The 23,423-nt window shown below is 43.1% G+C and carries 23 protein-coding genes; 14 read left to right on the top strand and 9 right to left on the bottom strand.

The window, feature by feature from the left end; genetic code table 11:
- Positions 1–25 precede the first annotated feature (25 nt).
- Both V7O63_RS11370 and V7O63_RS11365 read left to right on the top strand, forming a co-directional pair.
- Positions 26–238 carry a hypothetical protein gene (locus tag V7O63_RS11370; RefSeq protein WP_340818671.1) on the top strand — a complete coding sequence of 71 codons (213 nt, stop codon included), beginning with the start codon at positions 26–28 and terminating at the stop codon, positions 236–238.
- Between the two features lie 37 nt (positions 239–275).
- Positions 276–569, top strand: a complete 294-nt coding sequence (locus V7O63_RS11365) for a winged helix-turn-helix domain-containing protein (RefSeq protein ID WP_340818670.1) — start codon at positions 276–278, stop codon at positions 567–569.
- On the opposite strand, the gene V7O63_RS11360 is transcribed toward V7O63_RS11365, so the two are convergent.
- A complete protein-coding gene (locus V7O63_RS11360; protein ID WP_340818669.1) occupies positions 570–1,169 on the bottom strand; it encodes a methyltransferase domain-containing protein in 600 nt (199 codons plus the stop codon).
- A 107-nt stretch (positions 1,170–1,276) separates the two neighbouring features.
- Here V7O63_RS11360 and V7O63_RS11355 point away from each other — a divergent pair, with 107 nt between their 5' ends.
- From V7O63_RS11355 to V7O63_RS11320, 8 genes are all read left to right on the top strand, one after another.
- Positions 1,277–1,705, top strand: coding sequence for a hypothetical protein (locus tag V7O63_RS11355; RefSeq protein ID WP_340818668.1), 429 nt, complete (start codon positions 1,277–1,279; stop codon positions 1,703–1,705).
- A 109-nt stretch (positions 1,706–1,814) separates the two neighbouring features.
- Positions 1,815–2,873, top strand: coding sequence for a metal-dependent hydrolase (locus V7O63_RS11350; RefSeq protein ID WP_340818667.1), 1,059 nt, complete (start codon positions 1,815–1,817; stop codon positions 2,871–2,873).
- Positions 2,874–3,009: 136 nt separating this feature from the next.
- Positions 3,010–3,357, top strand: coding sequence for a hypothetical protein (locus V7O63_RS11345; RefSeq protein ID WP_340818666.1), 348 nt, complete (start codon positions 3,010–3,012; stop codon positions 3,355–3,357).
- 294 nt (positions 3,358–3,651) lie between these two features.
- Positions 3,652–4,761, top strand: coding sequence for a transposase (locus V7O63_RS11340; protein WP_340817689.1), 1,110 nt, complete (start codon positions 3,652–3,654; stop codon positions 4,759–4,761).
- A 127-nt stretch (positions 4,762–4,888) separates the two neighbouring features.
- Complete coding sequence (locus tag V7O63_RS11335) at positions 4,889–5,185, top strand: hypothetical protein (protein WP_340818665.1); 297 nt, start codon at positions 4,889–4,891, stop codon at positions 5,183–5,185.
- A gap of 16 nt (positions 5,186–5,201) precedes the next feature.
- Positions 5,202–5,891 (top strand): molybdopterin-dependent oxidoreductase, encoded by a 690-nt coding sequence (locus tag V7O63_RS11330; protein WP_340818664.1) that lies wholly within the window; start codon positions 5,202–5,204, stop codon positions 5,889–5,891.
- 94 nt (positions 5,892–5,985) lie between these two features.
- Complete coding sequence (locus tag V7O63_RS11325; RefSeq protein WP_340818663.1) at positions 5,986–6,741, top strand: ABC transporter ATP-binding protein; 756 nt, start codon at positions 5,986–5,988, stop codon at positions 6,739–6,741.
- A gap of 21 nt (positions 6,742–6,762) precedes the next feature.
- Positions 6,763–7,437, top strand: coding sequence for a heme exporter protein CcmB (locus V7O63_RS11320; RefSeq protein ID WP_340818662.1), 675 nt, complete (start codon positions 6,763–6,765; stop codon positions 7,435–7,437).
- 340 nt (positions 7,438–7,777) lie between these two features.
- Here V7O63_RS11320 and V7O63_RS11315 read toward each other — a convergent pair whose 3' ends face one another.
- From V7O63_RS11315 to V7O63_RS11295, 5 genes are all read right to left on the bottom strand, one after another.
- Positions 7,778–8,389, bottom strand: a complete 612-nt coding sequence (locus tag V7O63_RS11315) for an ATP-binding cassette domain-containing protein (RefSeq protein ID WP_340818661.1) — start codon at positions 8,387–8,389, stop codon at positions 7,778–7,780.
- Positions 8,379–9,356, bottom strand: coding sequence for an ABC transporter ATP-binding protein (locus tag V7O63_RS11310; RefSeq protein WP_340818660.1), 978 nt, complete (start codon positions 9,354–9,356; stop codon positions 8,379–8,381). The genes V7O63_RS11315 and V7O63_RS11310 overlap by 11 nt, the downstream gene beginning before the upstream one ends.
- A gap of 47 nt (positions 9,357–9,403) precedes the next feature.
- Positions 9,404–10,261 carry an ABC transporter permease gene (locus V7O63_RS11305; RefSeq protein ID WP_340818659.1) on the bottom strand — a complete coding sequence of 286 codons (858 nt, stop codon included), beginning with the start codon at positions 10,259–10,261 and terminating at the stop codon, positions 9,404–9,406.
- Complete coding sequence (locus V7O63_RS11300) at positions 10,258–11,262, bottom strand: ABC transporter permease (RefSeq protein WP_340818658.1); 1,005 nt, start codon at positions 11,260–11,262, stop codon at positions 10,258–10,260. Before V7O63_RS11300 ends, V7O63_RS11305 begins: the two co-directional genes overlap by 4 nt.
- Positions 11,263–11,390: 128 nt before the next feature.
- On the bottom strand, positions 11,391–13,013 hold the full coding sequence (locus V7O63_RS11295; protein WP_340818657.1) for an ABC transporter substrate-binding protein: 1,623 nt from the start codon (positions 13,011–13,013) through the stop codon (positions 11,391–11,393).
- A 302-nt stretch (positions 13,014–13,315) separates the two neighbouring features.
- On the opposite strand from V7O63_RS11295, the gene V7O63_RS11290 reads away from it, so the two are divergent.
- Positions 13,316–14,026 carry a cytochrome c biogenesis protein gene (locus V7O63_RS11290; RefSeq protein WP_340818656.1) on the top strand — a complete coding sequence of 237 codons (711 nt, stop codon included), beginning with the start codon at positions 13,316–13,318 and terminating at the stop codon, positions 14,024–14,026.
- Between the two features lie 42 nt (positions 14,027–14,068).
- On the top strand, positions 14,069–15,172 hold the full coding sequence (locus V7O63_RS11285; RefSeq protein ID WP_340818655.1) for an NADH:flavin oxidoreductase: 1,104 nt from the start codon (positions 14,069–14,071) through the stop codon (positions 15,170–15,172).
- 144 nt (positions 15,173–15,316) lie between these two features.
- Here V7O63_RS11285 and V7O63_RS11280 read toward each other — a convergent pair whose 3' ends face one another.
- Positions 15,317–17,716, bottom strand: coding sequence for a hypothetical protein (locus V7O63_RS11280; RefSeq protein ID WP_340818654.1), 2,400 nt, complete (start codon positions 17,714–17,716; stop codon positions 15,317–15,319).
- 366 nt (positions 17,717–18,082) lie between these two features.
- A complete protein-coding gene (locus V7O63_RS11275) occupies positions 18,083–18,745 on the bottom strand; it encodes an HAD family phosphatase (protein ID WP_340818653.1) in 663 nt (220 codons plus the stop codon).
- A gap of 538 nt (positions 18,746–19,283) precedes the next feature.
- Here V7O63_RS11275 and V7O63_RS11270 point away from each other — a divergent pair.
- Both V7O63_RS11270 and V7O63_RS11265 read left to right on the top strand, forming a co-directional pair.
- A complete protein-coding gene (locus V7O63_RS11270) occupies positions 19,284–19,961 on the top strand; it encodes an SAM-dependent methyltransferase (protein WP_340818652.1) in 678 nt (225 codons plus the stop codon).
- A 41-nt stretch (positions 19,962–20,002) separates the two neighbouring features.
- Complete coding sequence (locus V7O63_RS11265; RefSeq protein WP_340818651.1) at positions 20,003–20,599, top strand: DUF2119 domain-containing protein; 597 nt, start codon at positions 20,003–20,005, stop codon at positions 20,597–20,599.
- A gap of 1,103 nt (positions 20,600–21,702) precedes the next feature.
- Here V7O63_RS11265 and thsA read toward each other — a convergent pair.
- Positions 21,703–23,331, bottom strand: a complete 1,629-nt coding sequence (gene thsA, locus V7O63_RS11260; protein WP_340818650.1) for a thermosome subunit alpha — start codon at positions 23,329–23,331, stop codon at positions 21,703–21,705.
- Positions 23,332–23,423 lie beyond the last annotated feature (92 nt).

Genomic DNA, 23,423 nt, shown 5'->3' with positions numbered 1-23,423 from the left:
AATAATTTTAAGGATGAATTAGAAAATGATGGGTAGCAGCATGTATGGTTATGGTATCTGGGGTCTTCTTTTGAACATACTTATTATCCTTCTGGTTGTCTGGGTGACAGTTACTCTTCTTAACAGATCCGGTTCCGGCGGTTCAGAGGGTAATGAACGCCTTGCAAGGGTCGAGAAGGACGTGGAAGAGGTCAAGAGGATGGTTCAGGACATAAAGGATAAACTCGACGAGATCTGAACCTGAACTCAGTTAACAAAAAACAGCAGGATCATAAATGACGATGACACTTCAACAGATAACGACAATAGGAGAGGCACTCTCCCATCCGGTAAGGGTGAAGCTACTGTATCTGCTCTCTGAGAGGGAGAGATATGTGTATGAGCTTGCCAAGGATCTTGATCTCTCACGTCAGGTCGTCCAGTTGCACTTGAAAAGACTGGAAAAGGCGGGATTTGTTGAAAGTGATCTCAGACTTGAGGATAATGACAACAGGGCTAAGAAGTTCTTCAAATTGAAGGAATTCGATGTCAGTCTGGGAATTGATGATCTGATCAGTATATTTGGTTAATTACGGCTTGGACCTTATCAGCCTGAAAACATCCTTTAGTGCCATATTCCTTACATCTATTATGTTAAGGCCTGCCTTTTTGACATTTTCCACTGTTTCACGATTTATGTTCACATCGGTTATTGCTACTGTAAGCGGATTCAATACATCCTCTGCCAGTGCAATTGCCCTGTTCTCACTCTTCATATGCTCAAGGTTGATGACCATTCCATCAGGTTTGCAGACGCGTTTCATTTCCTTAAGTGCAGGGATTGGTTGCGGGATCGAGCACAGGACGAAAGTGGTGATCACATAGTCAAAACTATCATCCTTGAATCCAAGATTCTCAGCATCCATCTGGAATAAAGAAATGTTGTTTCTAGAGCTTGCTTTCTCTTTTGCATGGGAAAGCATTTTGTCACTTATGTCGATCCCAACAACTTCGCAATTATCAGGATAGTGAGGTATGTTCTTTCCCGTACCTATGCCAACCTCCAGAACCCTGCCTGATAGTCCGGAAAGGACCTCTTCTCTCCAGTTGCTGAACATCATGGTCTCCATTGGGAGTTCCATTATATCGTACACATGAGATATCCGGTTGTACTTGGAGATCACCGACATATAATTCTCTCTGGTCCCATTGCTTAAACAGTCTGTGGTATCACTTAAAAGCCCTCATATACAATGAGCTATTAACTTCCTTAAGGAAGTAATAAAGGAAGGATCGCATGGTCACAAAGCAGGAAGAATTCTGGGAAAGGGACAATTTCCTGGTAATAACAGATGGCACGAAGCCTGCCATAAAATGGACGATAGCTGAGCTTAAGAAAAGAGGAAAGATCGTCAGTGTACTCGACCTTTCTGAAAAGCCTATGGAAGGCTCGGTAAAGGATATAGGTTCTGTGCCGGTTACTGTGAAGAATGTCATCATAGGTATCACAAAGAGCGAACCAGCAAGGCTGATCGAGAAACTGGCTGAGAGGGGTATTGTCGATTTCTGGGTGCACTGGAAGACAGATACATGTGATGTGGATCATCTTGAATATGACCCTAACCTTAACATAATAACCGGACGCTGTTCAATGATGTATCTTGGAAGCGGTACGAGCATCCATGGTTTCCACAGGCTTGTTGCAAAGACCCTTGGAAAGTACTGAGATCATTATTCTTTCTTTTCATTCTCTTTTTTCTTTTTCATCAGCCTGCATCCTCCAAGAATATAATAAGAAGTAGTCTCATTCTTTATAATGGTGTGAGGATGTCAGGATGGTAAACACTCTGTCCCATCTGGGAATCGGGCTACTGATAGCATCAGTTGCAGGACTGAACAGCAGACAGATAAAGGTAGTTGCTTTCATGGCAATTCTACCTGATCTTGATTTCATACTGAGTACAATATTACTTGCAGTTGATGAATACCTGTCCCATGGGGTCTATAATGCCATGTACTACCTGATGGGTCATCGGGAGTTCATGCATTCTCTGACCTTTGCATCAATTGTGATCATCTATGTATGGCTCAGGGAAAGGGACAGGCTATTGACAATAGCCTCTGCGGCGGCAATATTCAGTCACGTATATCTGGATTATGTCACAAGCTGGAAGATGAGACCGTTCTTCCCGTTTGTAACGGAGGCTACAACGATAGGCGCGATAGATTTCTTCGATCCAGTGGTCACTGTGATCTCATTTGTGCCTATGATCTACATCCTTGCGGACAGGGTAAAAAGGAATGGGATCCGAAATGGTTCCTTCAAGGGGGGTAATGGATGGTTCGAAACACTTACATCAGGCAGTCACTCAAAGATGTATCGCCAGCTTCTTATCATTTTCACGGTCTGGTGTTTGTTCAATCCGCTTGCAAAGGCATTTCTCATAAGTGCTATTGAGGATGCTGAAGGTCATGATATAGGATATCAGGGTTCCTATCCGATCTCTCCCGGCAAATTTCTCTCTGCATACCAATATAATGAGACCCATTACAGGATATTGACCTCAAGCTACTGGTCAGGGGTCGAGCAGAGTTCATTTGTTCCAATATATCCTGACAGTGGAAGTGAGTTCAGCCCTTACGTATCCAGGGCACGGTCCCTGTATGATGCCAGTCTACCGGGTGAGGTGGACTATCAGGTATATAGTGCCTATTCCTCTGGAGCGAATGTGACCGTTATCATCAGTGATGCCAGGAATCCTTATGCACAATATTGGGCCTACTTCAAGACCGAGTACGTTTTTGTGTTCGATACGGATACCGGGGACTATAAGGCCTACATAGGCAGACATGGCCAGCACGATCGACCGGTATCAAGGGCCCTGTTTGAATGAACCTATGTACATGGAACTCCATATCAGGTACACGTTATTTTTATTCGTGTACATCTTTCTAAAAATACCCACAGACTTCTTTTATATGAGTTCATGCAATGTATTGATTGCAGTCAATTACAAGGAGATTGTGATCTTGAGGGAAGATGAAAGCAATTTGGTTATGGATATTAAAGTTCATGAATTCGTTAACAGGGATACATGGCAACTGCACCTTGCTCTGCACGTGAATGGTGTGCTGATAGGTGTTGAATTTGCAAACCCTGGTAACACAAAGTATGATAATGAGACCGTGATAGCTGCAATGCAGAGCCTTAAGAATGGATATTACGAGGCTATTGGTTCTCCTATGAGATACCAGGAAGGTAAACTTACATTCCTGCCTGCAGATCAGGGTCTGGTAGCAAAGTGGTCACAAATGACACCTGCAATGGAGGTAACACATGCTTCCGGAACAGAGAAAAGAGTGGCCTTATCACATTGATATGAATGCTGGCACCAACGATCCCCTCAGATAGTGCAACCCTCTTGCATTGATAACTTGTTTGCTTTCAACAAGGCCAGCATTCGTATTATATTTCAAGGAAGCAAGCATCTGAATCTCTTTCTTTTCGAATTTTGTTTTGTTATTAACTATATGAGCTGATCATATGGAGTCCATCAAATTAGAATTTTGACTTAAAAGCTTACCTCTTTTTTCTTTAAGACCTCGCCCCCCCCCCCAAAAAAAACAGTAGCTAGGTCAATAGATTCATATAGTATAAATTTGGCCAGTCTCATGGAGGATATTTGTACTGTGTATAAAGGAGTCCTCTTTGAGGACTCCATTCGAAACTACGTTGGTAAAGATAATGTGTCAATTTGCCGGTTGCTACATTCTCTTAATATCGATGATATCGCACAGCATGTTGAAAACAACTACTATTCCAATAAAGACTGGCATTTCAAGTATCGTGTTTCTTCTATGATAAAACTCACCATTGTCATGTGTTTCAGAAAACTCTCATTTGACAAAACTATCTCATCGCTAACAGATGAAGAAGCTCTGCTTCTTCGTTTTGTTAATACGAACGATGATATTTCAATGCCAACTGGAGCAACACTTCACCACTTTGTGAAATACAGGTTAGGAGAAAATGGATTCCGGGAAATAATGCAAAAAGTAGCTTCGAGAATACTAGATCTAACATCTTCAAAGGACCTAAAAACAGATTCAACACCTATTGAAGCTTCTAGGTACGACAAGCATAGTGATTATAATCCGCATTATAACTGTAAAATGGATAAAGCGCATATCACATTAATCGGAACTTGTCCATTGTACATGACGTATACAAAGGGACTGGCACATGATTCTCCACAACTGGAACAGCATATTGAGTTCTTGAAAAGATTGAATCCTGAAGTTGATTCATATGCTTTGGATGGTGCATATGATTCATTCACTAACTACGCAGATATCTGGAATGATCTTAATGTGAATCCTACAATATCCCTTCCTTCTGATGCTGTTGTCAGTGAGGAAGGAAGAATAGAGAGAATCAATCATTGGATGAACAAGATGTGGAAAAGTGGGGGAGACCCCCACTTTCCACTTAACAGAAAATTGAAGTTCCTCTACAAACATGGAAGGTCAAAGCAAGTTGGAATGTATCTAAGAAATCAGAACATGGAGGATGCAGAATTCCAGAAGAAAAAAGGGACAAGACAAGATTGTGAAAGGTTTCACAAGCATGTGAAGCATATTCTCAAATTTGATGTTAGATCAATCAGAAAAGGAAGCAGAGAACTCTATGTTACCATGAACTTTGTTGTTTATCAATTGATGCTGATTGCAAATTTGCAAAACAAGGTCAAAAATCCAAATTCATTTGCAAATTATGTGTGAGAAAAAGCTTGTCAAATTAGAATGGAGAAAAAGATGAGCTAATTTGATAATCTCATATGATGGACAGTTTTTCTGTACGATACTTTTTATAATATACTCTCTTACCTGTTTTAGGAGGAGTAGGATTATGCTTGATGATGATGAACTGGATAGTCTGATCGATGCACAACCATCTGAAAGGGAACGTGTAAAGGCTGAGCACGAGATAATACACAAGGCAGCTTCACATCCTGTACGGAGACAACTGATCAAGGAGATCGGTGCTTTTGGTTCAACAAAGAAGGATCTTCTTGAGAGGACAGAACTTGATGAAAAGGTATTCAAGTACCACACCGAGTTCCTGATAAACGGTGAGTTCCTGAACATTATCGAGGACAAGTATTTCCTGAGCGATAAGGGACTTGACCTGCTGGCCAATATCTGATTCTCGGAGTCTATACATGCTTAATGCAAAGAAGCAAAAGGTCTTGTTGATCAGGACCGTTTCTATACTTCTTTTTTTGATACTCAGCTCCGGTTGCCTTGAGGATCCGCAGGAGATAGTGAACACTTCAGGCGAAGCTACGGTACTCGAAGCCTCAGTATTCGAAGGTAAGACCCTCACTCCTATTTCAGAGCAGAGGAACAATGCTATCAAAGGAACCCAGTACATCGACCGGGATGCCTATGAGCTCAGGATATACGGATTAGTTGACAGCCCTATGAGCCTGAGCTATGAGCAGTTGCTCGCATATCCTTCAGACACCCGTTTCGTACGTATGGACTGTGTTGAAGGCTGGGGATTCGATGCAATGTGGACGGGTGTGACACTTAACACACTGTTCAACGATACAGGTGTCAACGACAGTGCAACTACGGTCATATTCTACAGTGCAGATGGCTATTCCACAGGACTTGAACTGGATTATCTGGTGGAGAACGATATCATGCTTGCCTATAAGCTGAACAATGTAACACTGCCTGCTGACAGGGGCTTTCCACTGCAGCTTGTGGCCGAGGACAAATACGGTTATAAGTGGGCGAAATGGATAACCTCGATCGAGGTTACTGATGAGCCATACGTGGGCTACTGGGAAAGTGCAGGCTACAGCAACAGTGCAGATGTCGGCGGACCTGCATTTGAGAGATGAGACACAGTTGTGTGCATTTCCTCCCACAAGACCATTTTTATTTTTCAGGACAGAACGCTAATTTATATAATCTGAAATTGTAAATATAGCCCTAATGGCTCCAATGGACAGTATCATATCAATTTCCGGTCTTTCAAAGAGCTTCGGACGCAGAAAGGCGCTGAACAACATCGACCTTGTGATAGGAAAAGGTGAGTTCGTTGCTATCTTTGGTCCCAACGGTGCCGGAAAGACCACACTTCTTAAGATAATGTCCACAATAGTCGCTCCTTCTAAAGGAACTTTACTTGTGAATGGGACCGATGCCAGAAAAAGCCCTGAAAAGATAAGAGGAATGATTGGTGCCATATCCCATGAGACCTACCTTTACGATGAGCTTACAGCAAGGGAGAACCTCGTATTCTTCGCACACATGTACGGTATTGATGGCAGCAGTATCGATGACAGGGTGGATGCCATACTGAAAAACGTTGACCTTCTTCCGCGTGCAGATGAGAGGGCTGGTTCGTTCTCAAGGGGGATGAAACAGAGACTTTCCATTGCAAGGGCCCTGCTGCATCAGCCTGGGATCTTGCTAATGGATGAACCCTATACAGGACTTGACCAGCATGCAGCAGCTAATTTTGAACGTGTGCTCATGGGTACCGGAGATTCTGATGTTACAAGGATAATGATCACCCACAACATCGAACGTGCCTTCGAGCTATGCGACCGCATGCTCATCATGGACAGGGGAGAGATACGTTTCGACAGGCTGAAAAAGGATATTGGAAGCGTGGAACAGTTCAAGGAACAGTACCTTTCCATAGTTGGAAAAGATACGGATGCAGAGGGCATCAGTAATCTCTAATACTTCATGGCGGTGAGATGAATGAAGAAAAGCCTCTACATTGCAGCAAAGGACCTTAAGGCCGAGTTCCGCACAAAGCAGATGCTCAATTCCATGCTCATCTTCTCACTTATCGTTATAGTCATTTTCAGCATCTCATTCGGTGATGTTCTAAGCCAGACCGAACTTGTAGGGAAACTCGCACCCGGTGTGCTATGGGTGGCTTTCACCTTTGCAGGCACCCTTGGACTTTCGCGCTCGTTTGCCGGTGAGATGGAGAACGGATGCCTTGAAGGACTGAAGCTCTCACCGATAGACAGGAGTTCCATCTACATCGGAAAAACAATATCAAATGCAGTACTCATGTTCATTGTGGAATTGGTTACAATCCCTATATTCATAGTGCTCTTCAATTACAATATCAGTAACATTCCCGGACTTGCACTAATTATCTTCCTCGGAACCTTTGGTTTTGTCAGCGTGGGAACCCTGCTTTCAGCACTCTCTGCCAGCACAAGGGCAAGGGAGATTATGCTCCCGGTGCTTCTGCTTCCGCTGATCATTCCTGTGATCATTCCGGCTGTTATGGCAACAGGAACTATACTTACAGATGGTGGGATAAGTAGTATTTCTTCGGAGCTCAGGTTGCTTATTGTGTATGATCTGATATTCTTTGTAGTGGGACAGCTTGTGTTCGAATATACTGTGATGGATTAGGATTTCTGATCGATCAGAATAAATCTGCGTTTAGAAAAACTGTTAAGTGCAACTTTAACTCAGTAATTTTAAACAACTGAATTATTTCAGTATTCTTTAGAATGGCATTGAAGGAAAGTGCCGCCTGCGGCGGATGGCCATGTTGTTCTTTGTTTGTCAATGTTCTTTTGTAGAACTATCTAAAACATAAGGGCATTGACAATAAGTTTGATTAATGGATGCCTTGAATAACTAAAACCATCTCGGAGGGTCCGGCGAAGCCGGCACAATCCGAAAAAGTGCATAAATCATCTGTTATCTCTAATTCATTTTCTGAACACCGGTAATTTTCTATAGAGCCTTATTTTCTGTTCAGGTCAGACATGTACAAAACATCATGGCATAGTCTGTTGATCAGACTTTTATCGTGGCTTACAACAAGAACTCCAATACCCAATTCCTCAACGATGCTTAAAATGCTCTCCCATATCTGGGCCTGTGTGATAGCATCCACCATGGTGGTTATTTCATCAGCAATCAGGAATTTTGTTTTGGGTCCCAAAGCCCTTGCAAGAGCAAATCTCTGAAGTTCTCCTCCGGAAAGTTCATTAGGCCACCTGTTGAGCCAGTTATCCTTAATTCCAAAAGCTTCCAGAATATCCTGTGAGACCTCATGTCCTTCTTTCAGGATATCCTTCATTTTCCATTTTGGGTTAACAGCTTTTTCCGGATGCTGGAAGATTAGCTGTACCGGATTATATCCGCCTGATGATATCTTGTTTCCATCTATGCTTATGTTCCCATCGTAGTTCTTCTCATATCCGGCCAGTATCCTGCACAGGGTTGATTTCCCACATCCGCTGTCTCCCACAAGTCCCAGAACTTCTCCGCTGCCAAGGGAAATGTTCACATCCTCTAAGATTAAATTACTCTCCTTGTAGCCGAAACTAATGTTTTCGCCTTTAAGATACATTATTGCACCTCACCATTCCGCCGTTGAACAATTTTAACTCAGGAACGCATTTTGAGCAAACTTCGCCTCTTGTAGTGCATCTTTCATAAAAGAAGCAGCCATCAAGCACTTCATCCTGCATGGGTTGGTGACCTTTTATGGCCTGGAACTTGTTCTGTGGCAGGGCATTCCATAGCGCTTTTGTGTATTGATGCCTCAGTTTTTCCCCTTCACCTGAAAAGTCATCTGTATTTGCAATTTCAAGGATGGTGCCAGCGTAAAAAATGGCGATCTTGTCAGAGATCTTCAATGCAGCTTCGATATCATGGGTGATGAGAATAACGGCATATCCTTTGTTTGCCATATCCTTGAAATAGCCTAAAGTTTCGTTCAGGTTCTTTTCATCCAGTCCCGGTGTTGGTTCATCTGCTATCACGATCTTTGACGAACTCATCACAGCAGTTGAAACAAGAACTCTTCTGATCATTCCTCCTGAAAGTTCATGAGGGAACATTCTTTCGACTTCAGGTTTCAGGTCATATCTATTGAATATCTCTTTCTGAAGCTTCTTTCTTGATTCTGCATCCTTATCATCAACACTTCCTATGACCTGACTGGAGATCCTCATCAAGGGATCAAGATATGTGGTTGATTGTGGGATAAGGACTATTTCCTTACCTCTGAGTTCCTCTTTCTTTTTCTGTGTCAGGTCATGGCCATCGTATTCCATAGTGCCGCTAAGCTTAGCGTTCGATGGAAGAATGCCTAATATAGAATGTGCCAGAAGACTTTTTCCGGAACCGCTGGAACCTACAACAGCTAGTATCTCTCCACTGTAAGCTTCCATGCTCAAACTGGATATCACTTTTAGTTCAGTTTGCCTGAGTCCGGAGGCATATTGAGTGAAAGAAAGTGAGAGGTCTTTGACCTTTAATAGAGCGTCAGATCTCTCCGTGTTGTTATTTGTTAATTGGGATGTATCTGTCATACTTCACCTCTTTTGATCGTTCATATCTGGTTTCATCGATTTTTCATCTATTCATGTGCTCTTTTCGGATCCAGTAGCTTTCCCATGTTCTCTCCGATCATATCAAATGCAAGTATCACTATCAGAAGAGATAATCCCGGGAAGAAAGCAAGCCACCAGTATCCTGCTGAGAGATATTTCATCGATTCCGACAGGATAATGCCGATTGCCGGTTGATGTGGTGAAAGTCCGAAACCAAGGAATGTTACTGATGCTTCATGCAGGATCGCATGTGGGAACATTACTATCGTACCCAGCACGAACTGAGGAACAAGGTGGGGAAGGATATGATTTTTAGCTATCCACCATCTGGATCTGCCAAAATTCCTTGATATATGGATGTATTCCTGGGTCTTTATCTGCTTGATCTCTGCCCTTACAACACGTGTAAGGCTTGTCCAGTGTGATAATGCAACAGCTATTATCACTCCTGTAGCTCCTCCGCCAAGTCCTAAGGATATCAAAATTATCAGGAGAAGATGTGGTATTGAAAGGAACAGGTCCACAAGCCAGGAGACGATCGAATCCTCTACCTTACCGATGCTTGAAAACAAACCTAAGATCACACTGAACATAGTACTGATCGAGGATGCCAGGGCTCCGATCACTATACTTAAGCCAAGTCCACCAAGAGTTCGTATGAACATGTCCCTTCCCATCCAGTCAGTTCCAAACGGATGTTCCAGGGAAGGAGCCAGGTTCTTTGATTCAAAATCTGTGGACAACGCATTATCGTCTATGAATGTGCTTGAAACCACGATTGCAATTAACAACACTGAAAGACAGCTTATCAGCATGATGGTCTTCTGCCTCAGGTTGAACCCTTTAAAAAGTCCTCTGTTAGCAGTTACAACAGCAGTGCTCATGTTCTCATCTCCTGCTGTTTTATTCTTGGGTCAACGAACTCGTAGATCACATCTGCTATCAGGTTTCCTGAATAGACGAAAATAGCGCTGACGATAACAATTGCTAAAAGCAGAGGGACATCAGATCTTAAACCTGCTGCCACTGCAGCCTGACCGATGCCGGGATAAGAGAACACCTGTTCAACCAGCACAGCTCCTCCAAATAATTCACTGAAACCTAAGAACTGCAATGTGATGGCTGGAAGTGCAACATTTCTTATTCCATGTCTTTTAACAAGGTCAAATCCTTTTTCACCTCTTGCTTTTGCAAATAACACATAGTCGCTTTCCATTACCTCTATCAGTTTTTCACGGGTGAACATCGCAATAGAAGCAACTCCAAGCAGGCTCAGGGTTACAGTCGGAAGTATCAAATGATGGATGCGGTCAAAAAAGGTCACATCTTCACTTGCAACACCAATAGGAACACTAAGTCCAACAGGGAACCAACCTAAATTCACTGCAAATATCAATAAGAAGATGAGCGCCAGCCAGAATGTTGGAGCGGCAAGCAGAATATAACAGTAAACTTTTATTGCTTTATCAATTAAGGTTCCGTTCTTCATTCCTGCTACGATTCCTAAAATAAAACCCAGTACTCCTGATAAAAGCCACGAAGAAGCCATAAGTATAAGAGAAGCTGCAAACCGTTCTTTAACAACGTCTGTCACAGGCATTCTGTATATCAGTGAAGTGCCAAGATCTCCTTTGAGTAGATTTTCAGCCCAGTTCAGGAATTTTTCGTGTGCAGGAGTATTTACTCCCCAATATTCTTCCAGCTTTGCCTTTTGTTCCGGCTGGATGCTCATTTCCCCTATATATGCCCTGACCGGGTCAATGGGAGATTGTTCTACGATCCAGAAGCTGGCAATACAAACAACAATTAAAAGGAAAACTAATTTGAGGGCTTTTTTCCCCATAAAGATACTTAATTTCCTGTAATTCACAATTTTAACCTCCATTATCCATTCCAGCAATTTTATGGTTTCTTGTGATCTTTTGTGATTTTAGATCCTTTGAAAAACCAATTAAATGGTTAAAATAGGTTGAACTGAGGGTAAGTTCCCCTCAGTTTCATGAAACCTCAAATTTAGTTTTCTGTGCGTTCCCATTCCAGGATATTTCCGAAAATATCAGCACCGTGTGGCTGTATCTTTGGAGTTCCTATGTCAAGGTCCTCGTCCATGATATAGAGGTAATCGAGTGTTGCCATCCACATCCAGGTAGCATCTCCTTTTGGAGAGAATCCTGTTTCTCCATCCCATGCTGCCATCTGCCAGTTCTCATTTGCAATACTCTGGTCTGAACTGGTAATTGCAGTTCTTAAATAGGAATCTACGGTCGGGTTGCTATACATTATTATGTTGTTGTAGCTTGAAGGATCGTAGCTCTCACTGTAGTATTTTAAGTATAGGTCGGTCGGGTCAAGTGAACCGTAACCGAATACGACTGGAGTTGAAAGAGCAAGTGTATCGATCTTATCCCAGCTTGCACCCTCAGGGATTATATTGATCCCCAGTTCTTTTGCTTCCTCTGAAACAGCAACAGCCAGTGCCTGTCTTTCCTGTGCGCTGGCAGCGTATAGAAGAGTAAATTCAGCCTTGACACCGTCCTTTTCTACAATGCCATCACCATCGGTATCTTCCCATCCGGCATTGCTTAGGATCTTCTTAGCTTCTTCAACATTTCCGTCTTCAATAATGGCTTCTTTATTTCCCCATGGTAATTTGTCAACACCTGTGAATTCCTCTTCACCCTGTCCGTTAAGTGCACCATCCACCAGGGTCTGCCTGTCAATTCCGATGTTCAGTGCTTTTCTGATGGCAACGTCAGATGTTACATCATTTCCAATTGTGTATCCATCCTCGGATGTTTCACCTGTTTCTGGCTGTGTCGGGAAGCTGATCCCGCGGGCGTCAATAGACTCAAGAGCCACTATCTTCATTCCCTCGACTTCCTGACCTGCATAGGATGCTGGAATTTCAGCCAGGTCGATCTGACCGGATTTCGCAGCTGCAAAAGCAGTGTCTGCTTCCATGAATACAATGGTGAGTTTCTTGAAGTAAGGTTCATCTCCATAGTAGTCCTGATTTGCTTCCAGAATTACCTGCTGTCCTTTATCCCACTGTACAAATTCGTAAGGACCGGAACCGATCGGGTTCTGACCATAGTTCTCATCGTATGCATGTTCAGGGACAATTCCAATCACTGCAAGTTTGTTGATAAATGTGGCCTGATCGTCACTTAGTTTGAATTCAATAGTATTATCATCTGTAGCTGTAGCTTTTTCAAGCATGGAAAGGTCCACACTTCCGCCGGCTTCTGATGCGGTATTGAATGTGAATGCTACATCTTCAGCTGTAAGTACTTCCCCGTCGTGGAATGTTACATCATCCCTTATTGTGACGGTCCATGTATATCCATCTTCACTAACGGAGTGATCCGTTGCAAGATCGTTGATAAGAGCTCCATTACTATCTTTCTTAAAAAGAGTGCTCTGGATCAACGGTTCATGATTGTAACCCCATCCTGTGACCGGATTAAAACCTGATTCAGGTTCTCCGCCATGTGTCCCAACTGCTGCGATCAACTCATCATCTGTTGTTGTTCCTTCAGTACCTGCTATCTCCATTTTAGTGTCTGTGCATCCGGAAATTGCAACTACTCCTAGTAATAGCATTCCTGCCAGTAAAATGCTTAATGATCTTTTCATCACAAATGCTCCTGTGTATATTTTCTAGCTCCAACCTGTGTTCATCACATCTCATGCTTATTTTTTGATTGATAATCAAAAATCAGAGAAATGTCGTATTACAAGTATTAATGATATTTCTATCTAGTAAACGATTTGTGATAATTTATCTTTATATTTAATACTTTTGTTTTTGTTAGTAACACTAAAATGCACCAATATTATTTTTAGGTATTAATCTCCCTCTTCACCTCCCTAAAACAATCGTTTAAAGCGTATGAAAAGCATTTAAACAAGGAATCTCAATTAGCAGAGGAACAAGTATGCTCATCGACAGGAAAAAAGAAAGAATACTCGCAGCCATAACGCTCCCTGCTATGCTAATTGCTATCTGGATGGTCTTTTTCTATGTACCCCAGATGAAAGGCAATGCCGGTGAGATACTTGACAGCAGTTTTAAGATATTCTATTTCCATCTGCCGATCGCAATTGTCTCATACGTGGCGTTCACCGTTGTTTTTATTGCAAGCATCATGCAGCTTAAGGGAAATAGCAGTAAATGGGACATCGTTGCTCATTCTGCCGCCGAGGTCGGTGTGGTATTCGCATTCCTTGTACTTGTCACAGGTTCCATATGGGCCAAAGCAACATGGGGATGGTACTGGATATGGGAACCCAGACTTACAACCTCACTTGCACTCTTCCTCGTTTATCTTGCCTACCTGATGCTGCGTCAGGCTTTAGAGGAACCTGAGAAGAGAGCACGTCTTGCGGCTGTCTTTGGTATCATTGGTTTTCTCTCGGTCCCGCTCAGTTTCTTGTCTATCAGGTTGTGGCGCTCAGCCCACCCGCTTATGTTCGGTGGCTCTTCATACGGGAGCAGCGGTGGGGGACTTGACGGTACATCACTTCAACTTACTCTCATGGTGAACATGCTGGCCTTTGTATTACTCTTTGTTTCAATGCTGGTCTACAGGATAAACAATGAAGCTCTTAAGGAAGAGCTTGAAGAAATGCAGTATCAGCGATCATGAGCTAAGAAAAAGCATATAAGTTCCTGCTCTCAATACTCCTGCATGTTGTTCGAACCTATTATGCTGGGAAATATGGAAGTCCCAAATCGTTTTGTACGTTCTGCGACCCATGAGTGGATGGCAGAGCCCGATGGCACGCCAACCGACAGGATCGGTGATATGTACGAAGAGCTTGCACGTGGTGAGGTAGGGCTTATCATCACCGGATATGCGTACGTCAATCCCAATGGGAAAAGTGACGATCTCCAGCAGGGAATCTATGATGACAGGTTCATCGAGCCTTACAGGAAGATAGTCTCAAGGGTCCATGAACATGGAAGTAAGATCGTAGTGCAGATCGTTCACGGCGGCAGGCAGACAATGATGACCGCTGAGAATCCTGTTATCCTTGCACCTTCCGCTGTGACCAACAAGAGGAACGGTGTAACTCCTGAGGAGATGACAGAGGAGGAAGTGCTTCAGACCATAGAGGATTTTGCCAATGCTGCAAGGAGAGCAAAGGAAGCAGGTTTTGATGGTGTACAGCTTCACGTAGCTCACGGTTTCCTGCTCAGCAATTTCATCTCCCCATATACCAACAGGCGTAGGGACAGATGGGGTGGTTCCACAGAGAAAAGGACACAGATAATCCTTGACATCCTTGACAGGATACATGAGATGATCGGCGATGAGTTCCCGATACTTGTCAAGCTCAATGCTACCGATGGTTTCCCGGAAGGAACGAAGAACACTCTTGATGCTCCTGAATGTGTAGAGATAGCAAAGATCCTTGCTGCAAATGGTGTATGTGCCATAGAGGTCAGCGGCGGTATCGTCGAGGCAGGACAGCAGATGTTCAGGACAAAGATCAATGATGCTGATTCAGAGGCATATTACAGGGATTATTCTAAAATGATAAAGGAAGCAGTGGACGTACCTGTGATGGTAGTGGGTGGTCTACGATCGAGAGCTGTAATGGAACAGATGGTCGATGAAGGATATGCCGATATGGTGTCCCTGTGCCGCCCTCTCATCTGTGAACCTGATCTTGTGGCAAAGATAAGGAAAGGCGAGACAGAGGTCGCAAAATGTGTTTCATGCAATTTGTGTTCCGATGAGAGCGGAATAAAATGTAATTACGATTTTGGTAATTCCGCAAAGGTATGATCATAGGGATATTCAAGAGGTACAGTGGCTTTTGATCATCAGGTTAGATTCCCTTTCTTTTTTCTTGCTTGGTGATCAAGCCTGAGCAGGGCAATTTGAGAAGAGTCATTTCAAAGTCTGCCCTACTGCTCTTATTTCTTATCTTCAGGTGTTCGTAGAGATAGGTCGGAGGACGCAGGCGATCCAGTTCAATCCCGGATATTCCCGGTATCCCTTTGTCCTGCATGCACCGTAGACATATTTTTGATCATTGAACTCGAACAGGCCGGATATCTTCTCTCCTGGCTGCAGGACAGAGACCTCATCAGGAAGGGAAAGAACAGAACCTATAGAAAGTTCCTCTCCTCCTGTTGTCTCGATCACTTCGAGATCCCTGTTAACATACACAGCAACACTGCCGGGGATAACCTCTCCATCTCTGTCTTTGGGAAGACATGTTTCCAGTATCGTTCTCGCTTCAGTGTCCCAATCGAACAGGATGCCCAGTACACCAATGGCTTCACCGTCCCTTTTGCCATTTCTGCGAACACCGCCGGCATAGATAAGAGACCTTTCCTTATCTTTTTCCAGAGAAGAACCCATGACGTCCTGAACGGCATATTGACTTGATCGTGAAGTACGGGCTCCCTCCTGGAACCAGATATTATCAGATACATCAAGTCCGCCAAGTTCACTCATCAACTCCGTATTTGAACATGCCCTTATAATTCCTTCCGAATCTGTTAGAACCAGGTTCCTGTACATGGTATAACTGCCGTTGATCACTTTTAGCCTGTCACTGGCTCTCATGAATTCCTTTTCAGATGGATCTGAAAGTGCTTTCCAGAAATATTCATCAGTTGACCACCAGCGAACATCAGCCGATCTTTCAAAGAGATTCCTGTCTATAAGATCGATCGCCTGTTTAGCAAAGTTTTCCAGTGTCTTTAAATTCAGCTGCAGTTCAACGGCTGCCATCTCCTGTAACAATTCTTCCATTTTAGACGTAATGAAATTACTGGATCGGGTGATCTGATTGAAAATAGGTCCCAGCTGATCACCGCGTTCTCCCATTTTAGAGGCGTATATGGTCCCGTTGAGCGATATAAGTTGAATTTCATTTTTGTCATTCTGTATTTTTGCGTAGGTCTGTTTGTTGATATCCGGATTGATGTTGGAATTCATCAATTCATTTGATCCGATGTTGTATCCATCAGCCTGAACCGTGTTCGCAAAGATATGTGATTTTGGAAGAATGATATGGGAACTCCACCCAAGCCCGCGATAGTCCAGATAACCGTCCGTTCTGGAAGAAAAGATGGCAGAATCCACTCCTTCAAAAGCCATATAGGTATTGATCTGTTCGCCGTCATTTAAGGAGCGGTTATTTCTTGGAACATGCGCTTTTTTACCGACCTCAAGTATATCTTCATCTGTCGATGCAATGATTTTTGCATCGTTACTGGTAAACATCGAATAACATCCATCCTGTATGGTCCCTGTCTGTGTCAAAGGCATATATTCATCCAGGATTATCCTGGCCTCTCCCTGAAAATCAAAAAAGATGCCCATGGCCCCGATCACATTGCCATTCTCATCACTATTTTCACGGACGGCGGTCGAATATACCAGAGATAGCTGCTCTTCTATTCTGGATGGACAGATATCCTGAGCAATATATTCTGTTCCATTCTGGGTTCTTAAAGCCCTGATGAACCAATCTTCATCGTTCACTCTCAGGCCTAAAACTTCCGATCTCCGCAGGCTGTCTGAATTTGCGAGGATATATCCTTCAGGATCAGTAATTACCAGATCTCTGTAAAGTGTGTAGGAACTCTTAATGTCTTCCAGCCTGTAGCAGGCAAAAGATATCCTGGATTCCAGGTCCACAAGGTCCTGCAGAAAGCCATCCAGAACCTTTTGGTCATCATCCATGCCCTTAAAGTCCTGGCAAAGATGCTTGAATCTTCCGATAAAGTCCTTTAATGCCCCATCTTTCAATAATCCTGAGAAGTCCTTAAGGTCATCAGCTATCTGATAAGACGTATTTGATATTGTCTTTGAAAGAAGATCATCTCTTTCTTCAGATATCTCCACTTCCCGGGTCTGGGATCGACCCTGGTCTTTCTCCAGAATTCTTAGAACAGATGCTGATCTTCGTTTTGTCCTCTCGTAAAAAGAAATACAGTCTCCAAATGCTGTTTCCAGCGCCCACCATCTCACATCGCAAGTCCGTTCAAGAAGATTTCTGTCCAGAGTGTTGATCTTATTGTAGGCAGTAGTATGAAGGATAGATTCATGTTGTTCTTCCTTGGCGACGTAATATTGGTCAAATAGTTTCTTTGTGATCTGCAACAATTGTCTTGAGAATCTTTCCACATTTTTCATTAATTCGGTGATCTGATCACGTTCTACCGAATTTTCACTGACCGCGACAGCTATGGCTTCTCCATAAAAACATACCGGAACAAGAACATTCAGTTCAGTGACGATCTCCTCATAGAATTCCCGATGTTCAAAACGTATCGAGGGATCAAAAACACTGAAATTTATTTCCTCACTCATCTTATATCCCCTATAATCCATCCTATTTTTAATAACTGTAAACCTGAATCTTTGTATTTTTTAAATACATAGGTAATTCTATTCCTAGTACTATTATATAAATATTACTATATTGTGTATATGTTACATTTATACACTCGTCAGCGTGCAGGATATCTCTTGTAAAAAAAGCAATTGATGTAGAGTAACGTTGTATCAACAATACAAGTTTAAAAGATCCTGTAAAATGCCAGATGAAAAAAGATAAAATAAAACAAATTTCAATCTACCCGGATTATTATAACTATTTTGTTTGAGTACAGGTTGACTGGCAGATATCAGATCATATATCTAAATTATCAGTACCAATAAGTGTGACTATAATCATTAACGGTAACAGTCATAAGAGGGGTCCAGTCCGTTAAGGAACTCTACAAGGCGTGTGTGGTCCTCAAAGACCATATCTGCCTGATGGAACTTTTTCGCATCCAGGTATGTGGGAACTGCAACACAGCACAGCCCTGCCTTTTTAGCAGCCTCCACGCCCATGGGTGCGTTTTCTACCACTATGGCCTCGTGGCTCGATATGCCTAGCATCTCAACAGCCTTCAGATAAGGGTCAGGCTCGGGTTTCCCGCGCTGCACATCATCGGCAGTGACCAGTTCTTTGAATATGCCCGGGTACTTCGCCTCCACAATATCCAGAACTATGGGTCTGTCAGAACCTGATACCACCGCAAGGTCGAACCTGTCCTTAAGGCCAGAGAGACATTCCTGCATCCCATGGAATACCTTTAGCTCCACTATTCTATTGAACTCGGCAATGTATCTCTCGACTATGTCCGGTATGTCGTACTTCGATGCATCACCTGTTCCTTTCTCAAGCAGGAACTCAACGATATCCACGGTCCTCTCACCTTCTCTCTCGAAGATGTCCTGTTTGTCCATCTCAACGCCTATCTCATCGAAGATGTGCTGGACCGCCTCCGCATGATATGACATCGAATCAACGAGCACACCATCCATATCGAATATAACTGCCTTTAACAAATGATCACCATTGTGAGGGAAGCATCGGTGAGCATTGTATAAACCTGTTTTTGTCGTTACGATGTTGTATTGCAGGGGGTAGAAACCCGATGTTCTCCATATTTTTTCTCTGTAGAAAACCTGTTACTTGCAACTTTGAACTCAGCAATTTTCAATAAATGCATTATTTCAATAGTCTTCAGGATGGCAGCAAAGGAATGCGCCGCCTACGGCGGATGGTCACATCGTTCTTTGTTTATCAATGATTTTATGTTGAGCTATCAGAAACACAAGAACAAGGTGACAATGTGTTTGACCAATAGGAAGTTGTGAATAACTAAAATCACCCCGGAGGGTCCGGCGAAGCCGGCACAATCCGAAAAGATGCATAAGAATATCTGTTGTTTTCACTCTTTTTCTACATATCGGTAATTGAAAAGTCACAATGTTTCCCATAATCATTAGAGATACGCATAATTACATGAGTCATTCAAATGGAACATTCTACAGATTCCATATGTTGACATTATAAATAGTACAGTTCCGTATTATCTGAATCATGAGACTGGATGCATACCTTGTGGAAATGGAATATTTCAAGTCACGGGGAAGGGCCAAGACAGCCATACTCAACGGAAGTGTCAGGGTCGATGGCAATGTTGTCAAAAAGCCCTCAAAGGATATCAGTTCTGAAGCTGAGGTCGATGTGGATGAAGGGCTTGATATGCCCAGGGGATACTTCAAACTCAAGAGGATACAGGATGCGACAGGTGTGATATCTCCGGGTGACCGAGTACTCGATCTGGGTTCCAGTGCGGGGGGTTTTCTGATGATGGCATCCGAGGTAGCATCGTCTGTGAAGGGTGTAGAGTTCAGCAGGGATTTTGATGAAGAGCTTGGGAAAGTGGTTCAGGAAAAGGATAATGTATCTGTGATGTTCGGGGATGTGTTCCAGATACCTCTTGAGGAGATGGCACCGGAGCCGGTGGATGTCATCCTTAGCGACATGACCCTTGAACCAATGGACTCGCTGGCAGCCCTTGAGAGGGTGCTTCCGTTGTTGAAGGATCAGGGAAAACTGCTTCAGGTCATCAAGATGGGAAAGGAGAAGAACAGTAAACCCATACTTGCTAAGGTCGAGTCCATGGGTGTAAAGATAATTGATGTTCTGGATTCGGACAGGCAGGAGATCTATATCATAGCACAGAAGACTGCAGACCTTGGTAAGGATAAGTGAACTATAAAGATAAGAGCATTTAACAGTGGCTTCGGAGGGGCATGTCATACAGGATACTTGGAGAAGGCGAACCTGTCAGGTTGTTCGTGGCAGGTCTGCATGGTGAGGAATGGAAGGATACCACGGATATACTTGAGAATATAGATGCTCCAGAGAAAGGAACACTTGCAGTTATTCCTCTTGTGAGCAAAGGTAACTATATCTCTACACTTGATGACAGTTATTTCACTGAGATCGGCACAGTTATCATAGAGGCTGTGGAAGAGCTCAGGCCGGATGTTTATATCGAGATCCATTCCTATTCTGCTGAGAATCTTGAGAAACTCACAGGTGCTGAAAGGTTGCAGCGTATTGGCGTACCGGCATTCAGCAGGCTTGACCATGATGTGCTTCTGGGATCTGTAGCTCCATACGTTCGCAGGAAGTATTTCCCGCAGGATGCTCTCTGCCTGACATTCGAGATACAGAAGGGCAATGCCCTTTCGAAAGAGTATGCAACAAGGATCATCAAAAGGATGAAGGAGTTCACTTCAAGGGATGAGTTCCTGAAATGCATGCTTGAGAGGTATCCGAAGCAGGCCAGAAAGGCTATTGAGGACTACAGGAATTTCTATGGTCTTTCAGATGATGAACTCTGATCAGTAGACTCTGGAATAGTCAGGATTTACAGGATAAGGCCTGAAAAAGTACAGAAAAGATTGGAGGAAAATAATGGCTGGAATTATCTCATGGCAGACAACGATCATGCCATGAAGGAGTAGTATACCAGCATTACAGTTGCAAAAGCTGTGAGCATTCCGGCAAACTTACTAAGGTCGATGTTGTTGTTGTAGTATTGTTCTGTCATGATTTATCATGATGTACTAGGGATTGATAGTATATAAGAGTTGCGTGTATTTATCATGATTAATCATTTCTATTAATTATGTTCTATATTTGAAACGTATCCTTCAGAATGAACAGCTTCGCTGCTGTCCGGAAAAGTGAATGCAAAAAGAGGGTTGGAGGAAATGATTATAACAATGTTATCATGGCAGATAACAGATCATGCCATTAAGGAATAGTATACCATCATTGCTGCTGCAAATGCTGTGAGCATTCCGGCAAACTTGCTAAGGTCGATGTTGTTGTTGTAGTATTGTTCTGTCATGATTTATCATGATGTACTAGGAATTAAAGGTATATAAATGTTTGTAAATCTGTCATGATTAATCATTTCCAACTGATTTTATCCTTTATTTTGAAAATGAGCTTGAACGTATCTCAAGTGGCCATAAATGCTCTGTTGTTTTTCCGGATCAGTCTGTTCTCTTTACTGCCATGTAGAAAGATGAACCTGCGGGTGGCCAGATAAATAACATGAAAAGAAGGATTGGAGGAAAGAATAATTAGAAATTCTTCATGGCAGATAACAGATCATGCCATGAAGGAATAGTATGCCATCATTGCTGCTGCAAATGCTGTGAGCATTCCTGCGAACTTACTAAGGTCGATGTTGTTATTGTAGTATTGTTCTGTCATGATTTATCATGACATACTAGGAATTAATGCTATATAAGTATTTTGCAAATCTATCATGATTATTCATTGTATTTTGTTTGCTAGTATGTTGTAGGTAGTTAAACAAATATCAAATTGCTTTTCGGAGAATACAGCTACTGCTACAAAAAATGATAAAAATGTATCAGGAAAAGATAATGATAGTAATAATAAAGAAAAGAAAAAGAGGTACTAAACCTCTTTACAGCATACCTGTAGCGTCGTAGTTATGGACGTTGTGCTCAGGTTTGACATCCATCATAGCCTGTCGCCTTGCACGGAGCATATCATCAACACGAAGAACTACAAGTGCAGCTTCTGCTGCTGACTTGATCGCCTGTGTCTTGACCCTGAGTGGGTCTACAATTCCCTTGTCCAGCATATCGACAACATCACCTGACTCGACATCAAGTCCTGCATTCTTTACAGTTCCGTGCTTTGCACGCAGGCTGATGATCGTGTCAATGGTATCGAAACCACAGTTGCTTGCAATAGCCCTTGGAAGCTCTTCTATAGCATCGGCGAAAGCGATTATAGAAAGCTGTTCACGTCCCTCGACAGATGCAGCGTACTTTCTGAGTGCCATTGAGACCTCGATCTCTGATGCACCGCCGCCAGGTACGATCTTTCCGTCCTCGTAAACGGACTTTACAACATGGAGTGCATCATCGAAAACACGCTCAACGCTGTCAGTAACATGTTCTGAACCGCCCTTGATGAGGATGGTCATTGTCCTTGCTTCCTTGAAGCCCTTGATGTAGGTCTTCTCTTCATGCTCATCTTCCTGCTCAACAAGTTCTGCATATCCAAGATCATCAGCTGTGAGCTCATTGACGTTCCTTACAAGTGCCGCACCGGTGGAGTATGAGAGTACTTCCATATCCTCATCCTTTACACGCCTTGTAGCGTACACGTTAGCTTCCTTGAAGAAGTGAAGCGCATAGTCATCCATCTTCTTGGAGCAGAATACCACATTTGCTCCGGTGTCGATTATCTTCTGGATGGTCTTTCTGAAGTTTGCCTTTTCCTGTTCCTTGAAGTCGAACAACTGTTCAGCACTGTCAACCTGGAGCTTGGAGTTAGTGTTTGTCTTCGCGAACACGAGTTCAGTATCGATAAGAGCGATCTTTGCATTCTCTATGCGGCGTGGCATCTCATTGTGAAGTGCTTCCTTCCTGATGGAAATACCGTTGATAAGTTCGGTGTCGTGAACGGTCCCGCCGATCTCCTTTTCCATTACGATATCCTTGTCAACATCTACCTGTCCATCATTTTCGATAGCGTAGATCGCGTCCACACAGATACCTGAAAGGTGGTCGCCTGCCATCTCAGATGCCTTTCCTGTGATGGAGGTGTTTGCTATCTTCTCAAGCATTTCCCTGTCTGTCTTCTCTACTGTTATGGCATAGTCGTCGAGAACACTAAGGGCTTTCTCTGTAGCCATAGTGTATCCTTTGACAAGAACAGTTGGGTGTACACCTGTCTCGATAAGTTTCTGTGCTTTTTCAAGCAAAGCACCTGCCAGAACAACAGCGCTGGTAGTACCGTCTCCTGCTACCTTTTCCTGTGTCTTTGCCACCTCGACGATCATCCTTGCGGTAGGGTGTTCGATCTCCATCTCTTCAAGGATGGTTGCACCATCGTTGGTGAGAGTTATGTCACCCATGATGTTTACCATCATCTTGTCCATACCTTTTGGACCAAGTGTCGTCTTCACAATACCTGCAACTGCCTGTGCAGAAGCGATGTTCATTGATAATGCATCCTTTCCTGTAGTGCGCTCTTTACTTGGATCTACGATGATTACTGGTTGATTTCCATATCCTGCCATGACTTCAGACCTCCAATCGTGTAATTATAATGAATTGTAGTAAGTAATTCTGCATAGTATAGATGATACTTATGAGTGAAACTAACTGTATG

This window comes from Methanolobus sp. WCC4 (genome assembly GCF_038022665.1).
In the GTDB taxonomy this organism is placed as follows: domain Archaea; phylum Halobacteriota; class Methanosarcinia; order Methanosarcinales; family Methanosarcinaceae; genus Methanolobus.
This window is presented reverse-complemented; position numbering and strand designations above follow the sequence as displayed.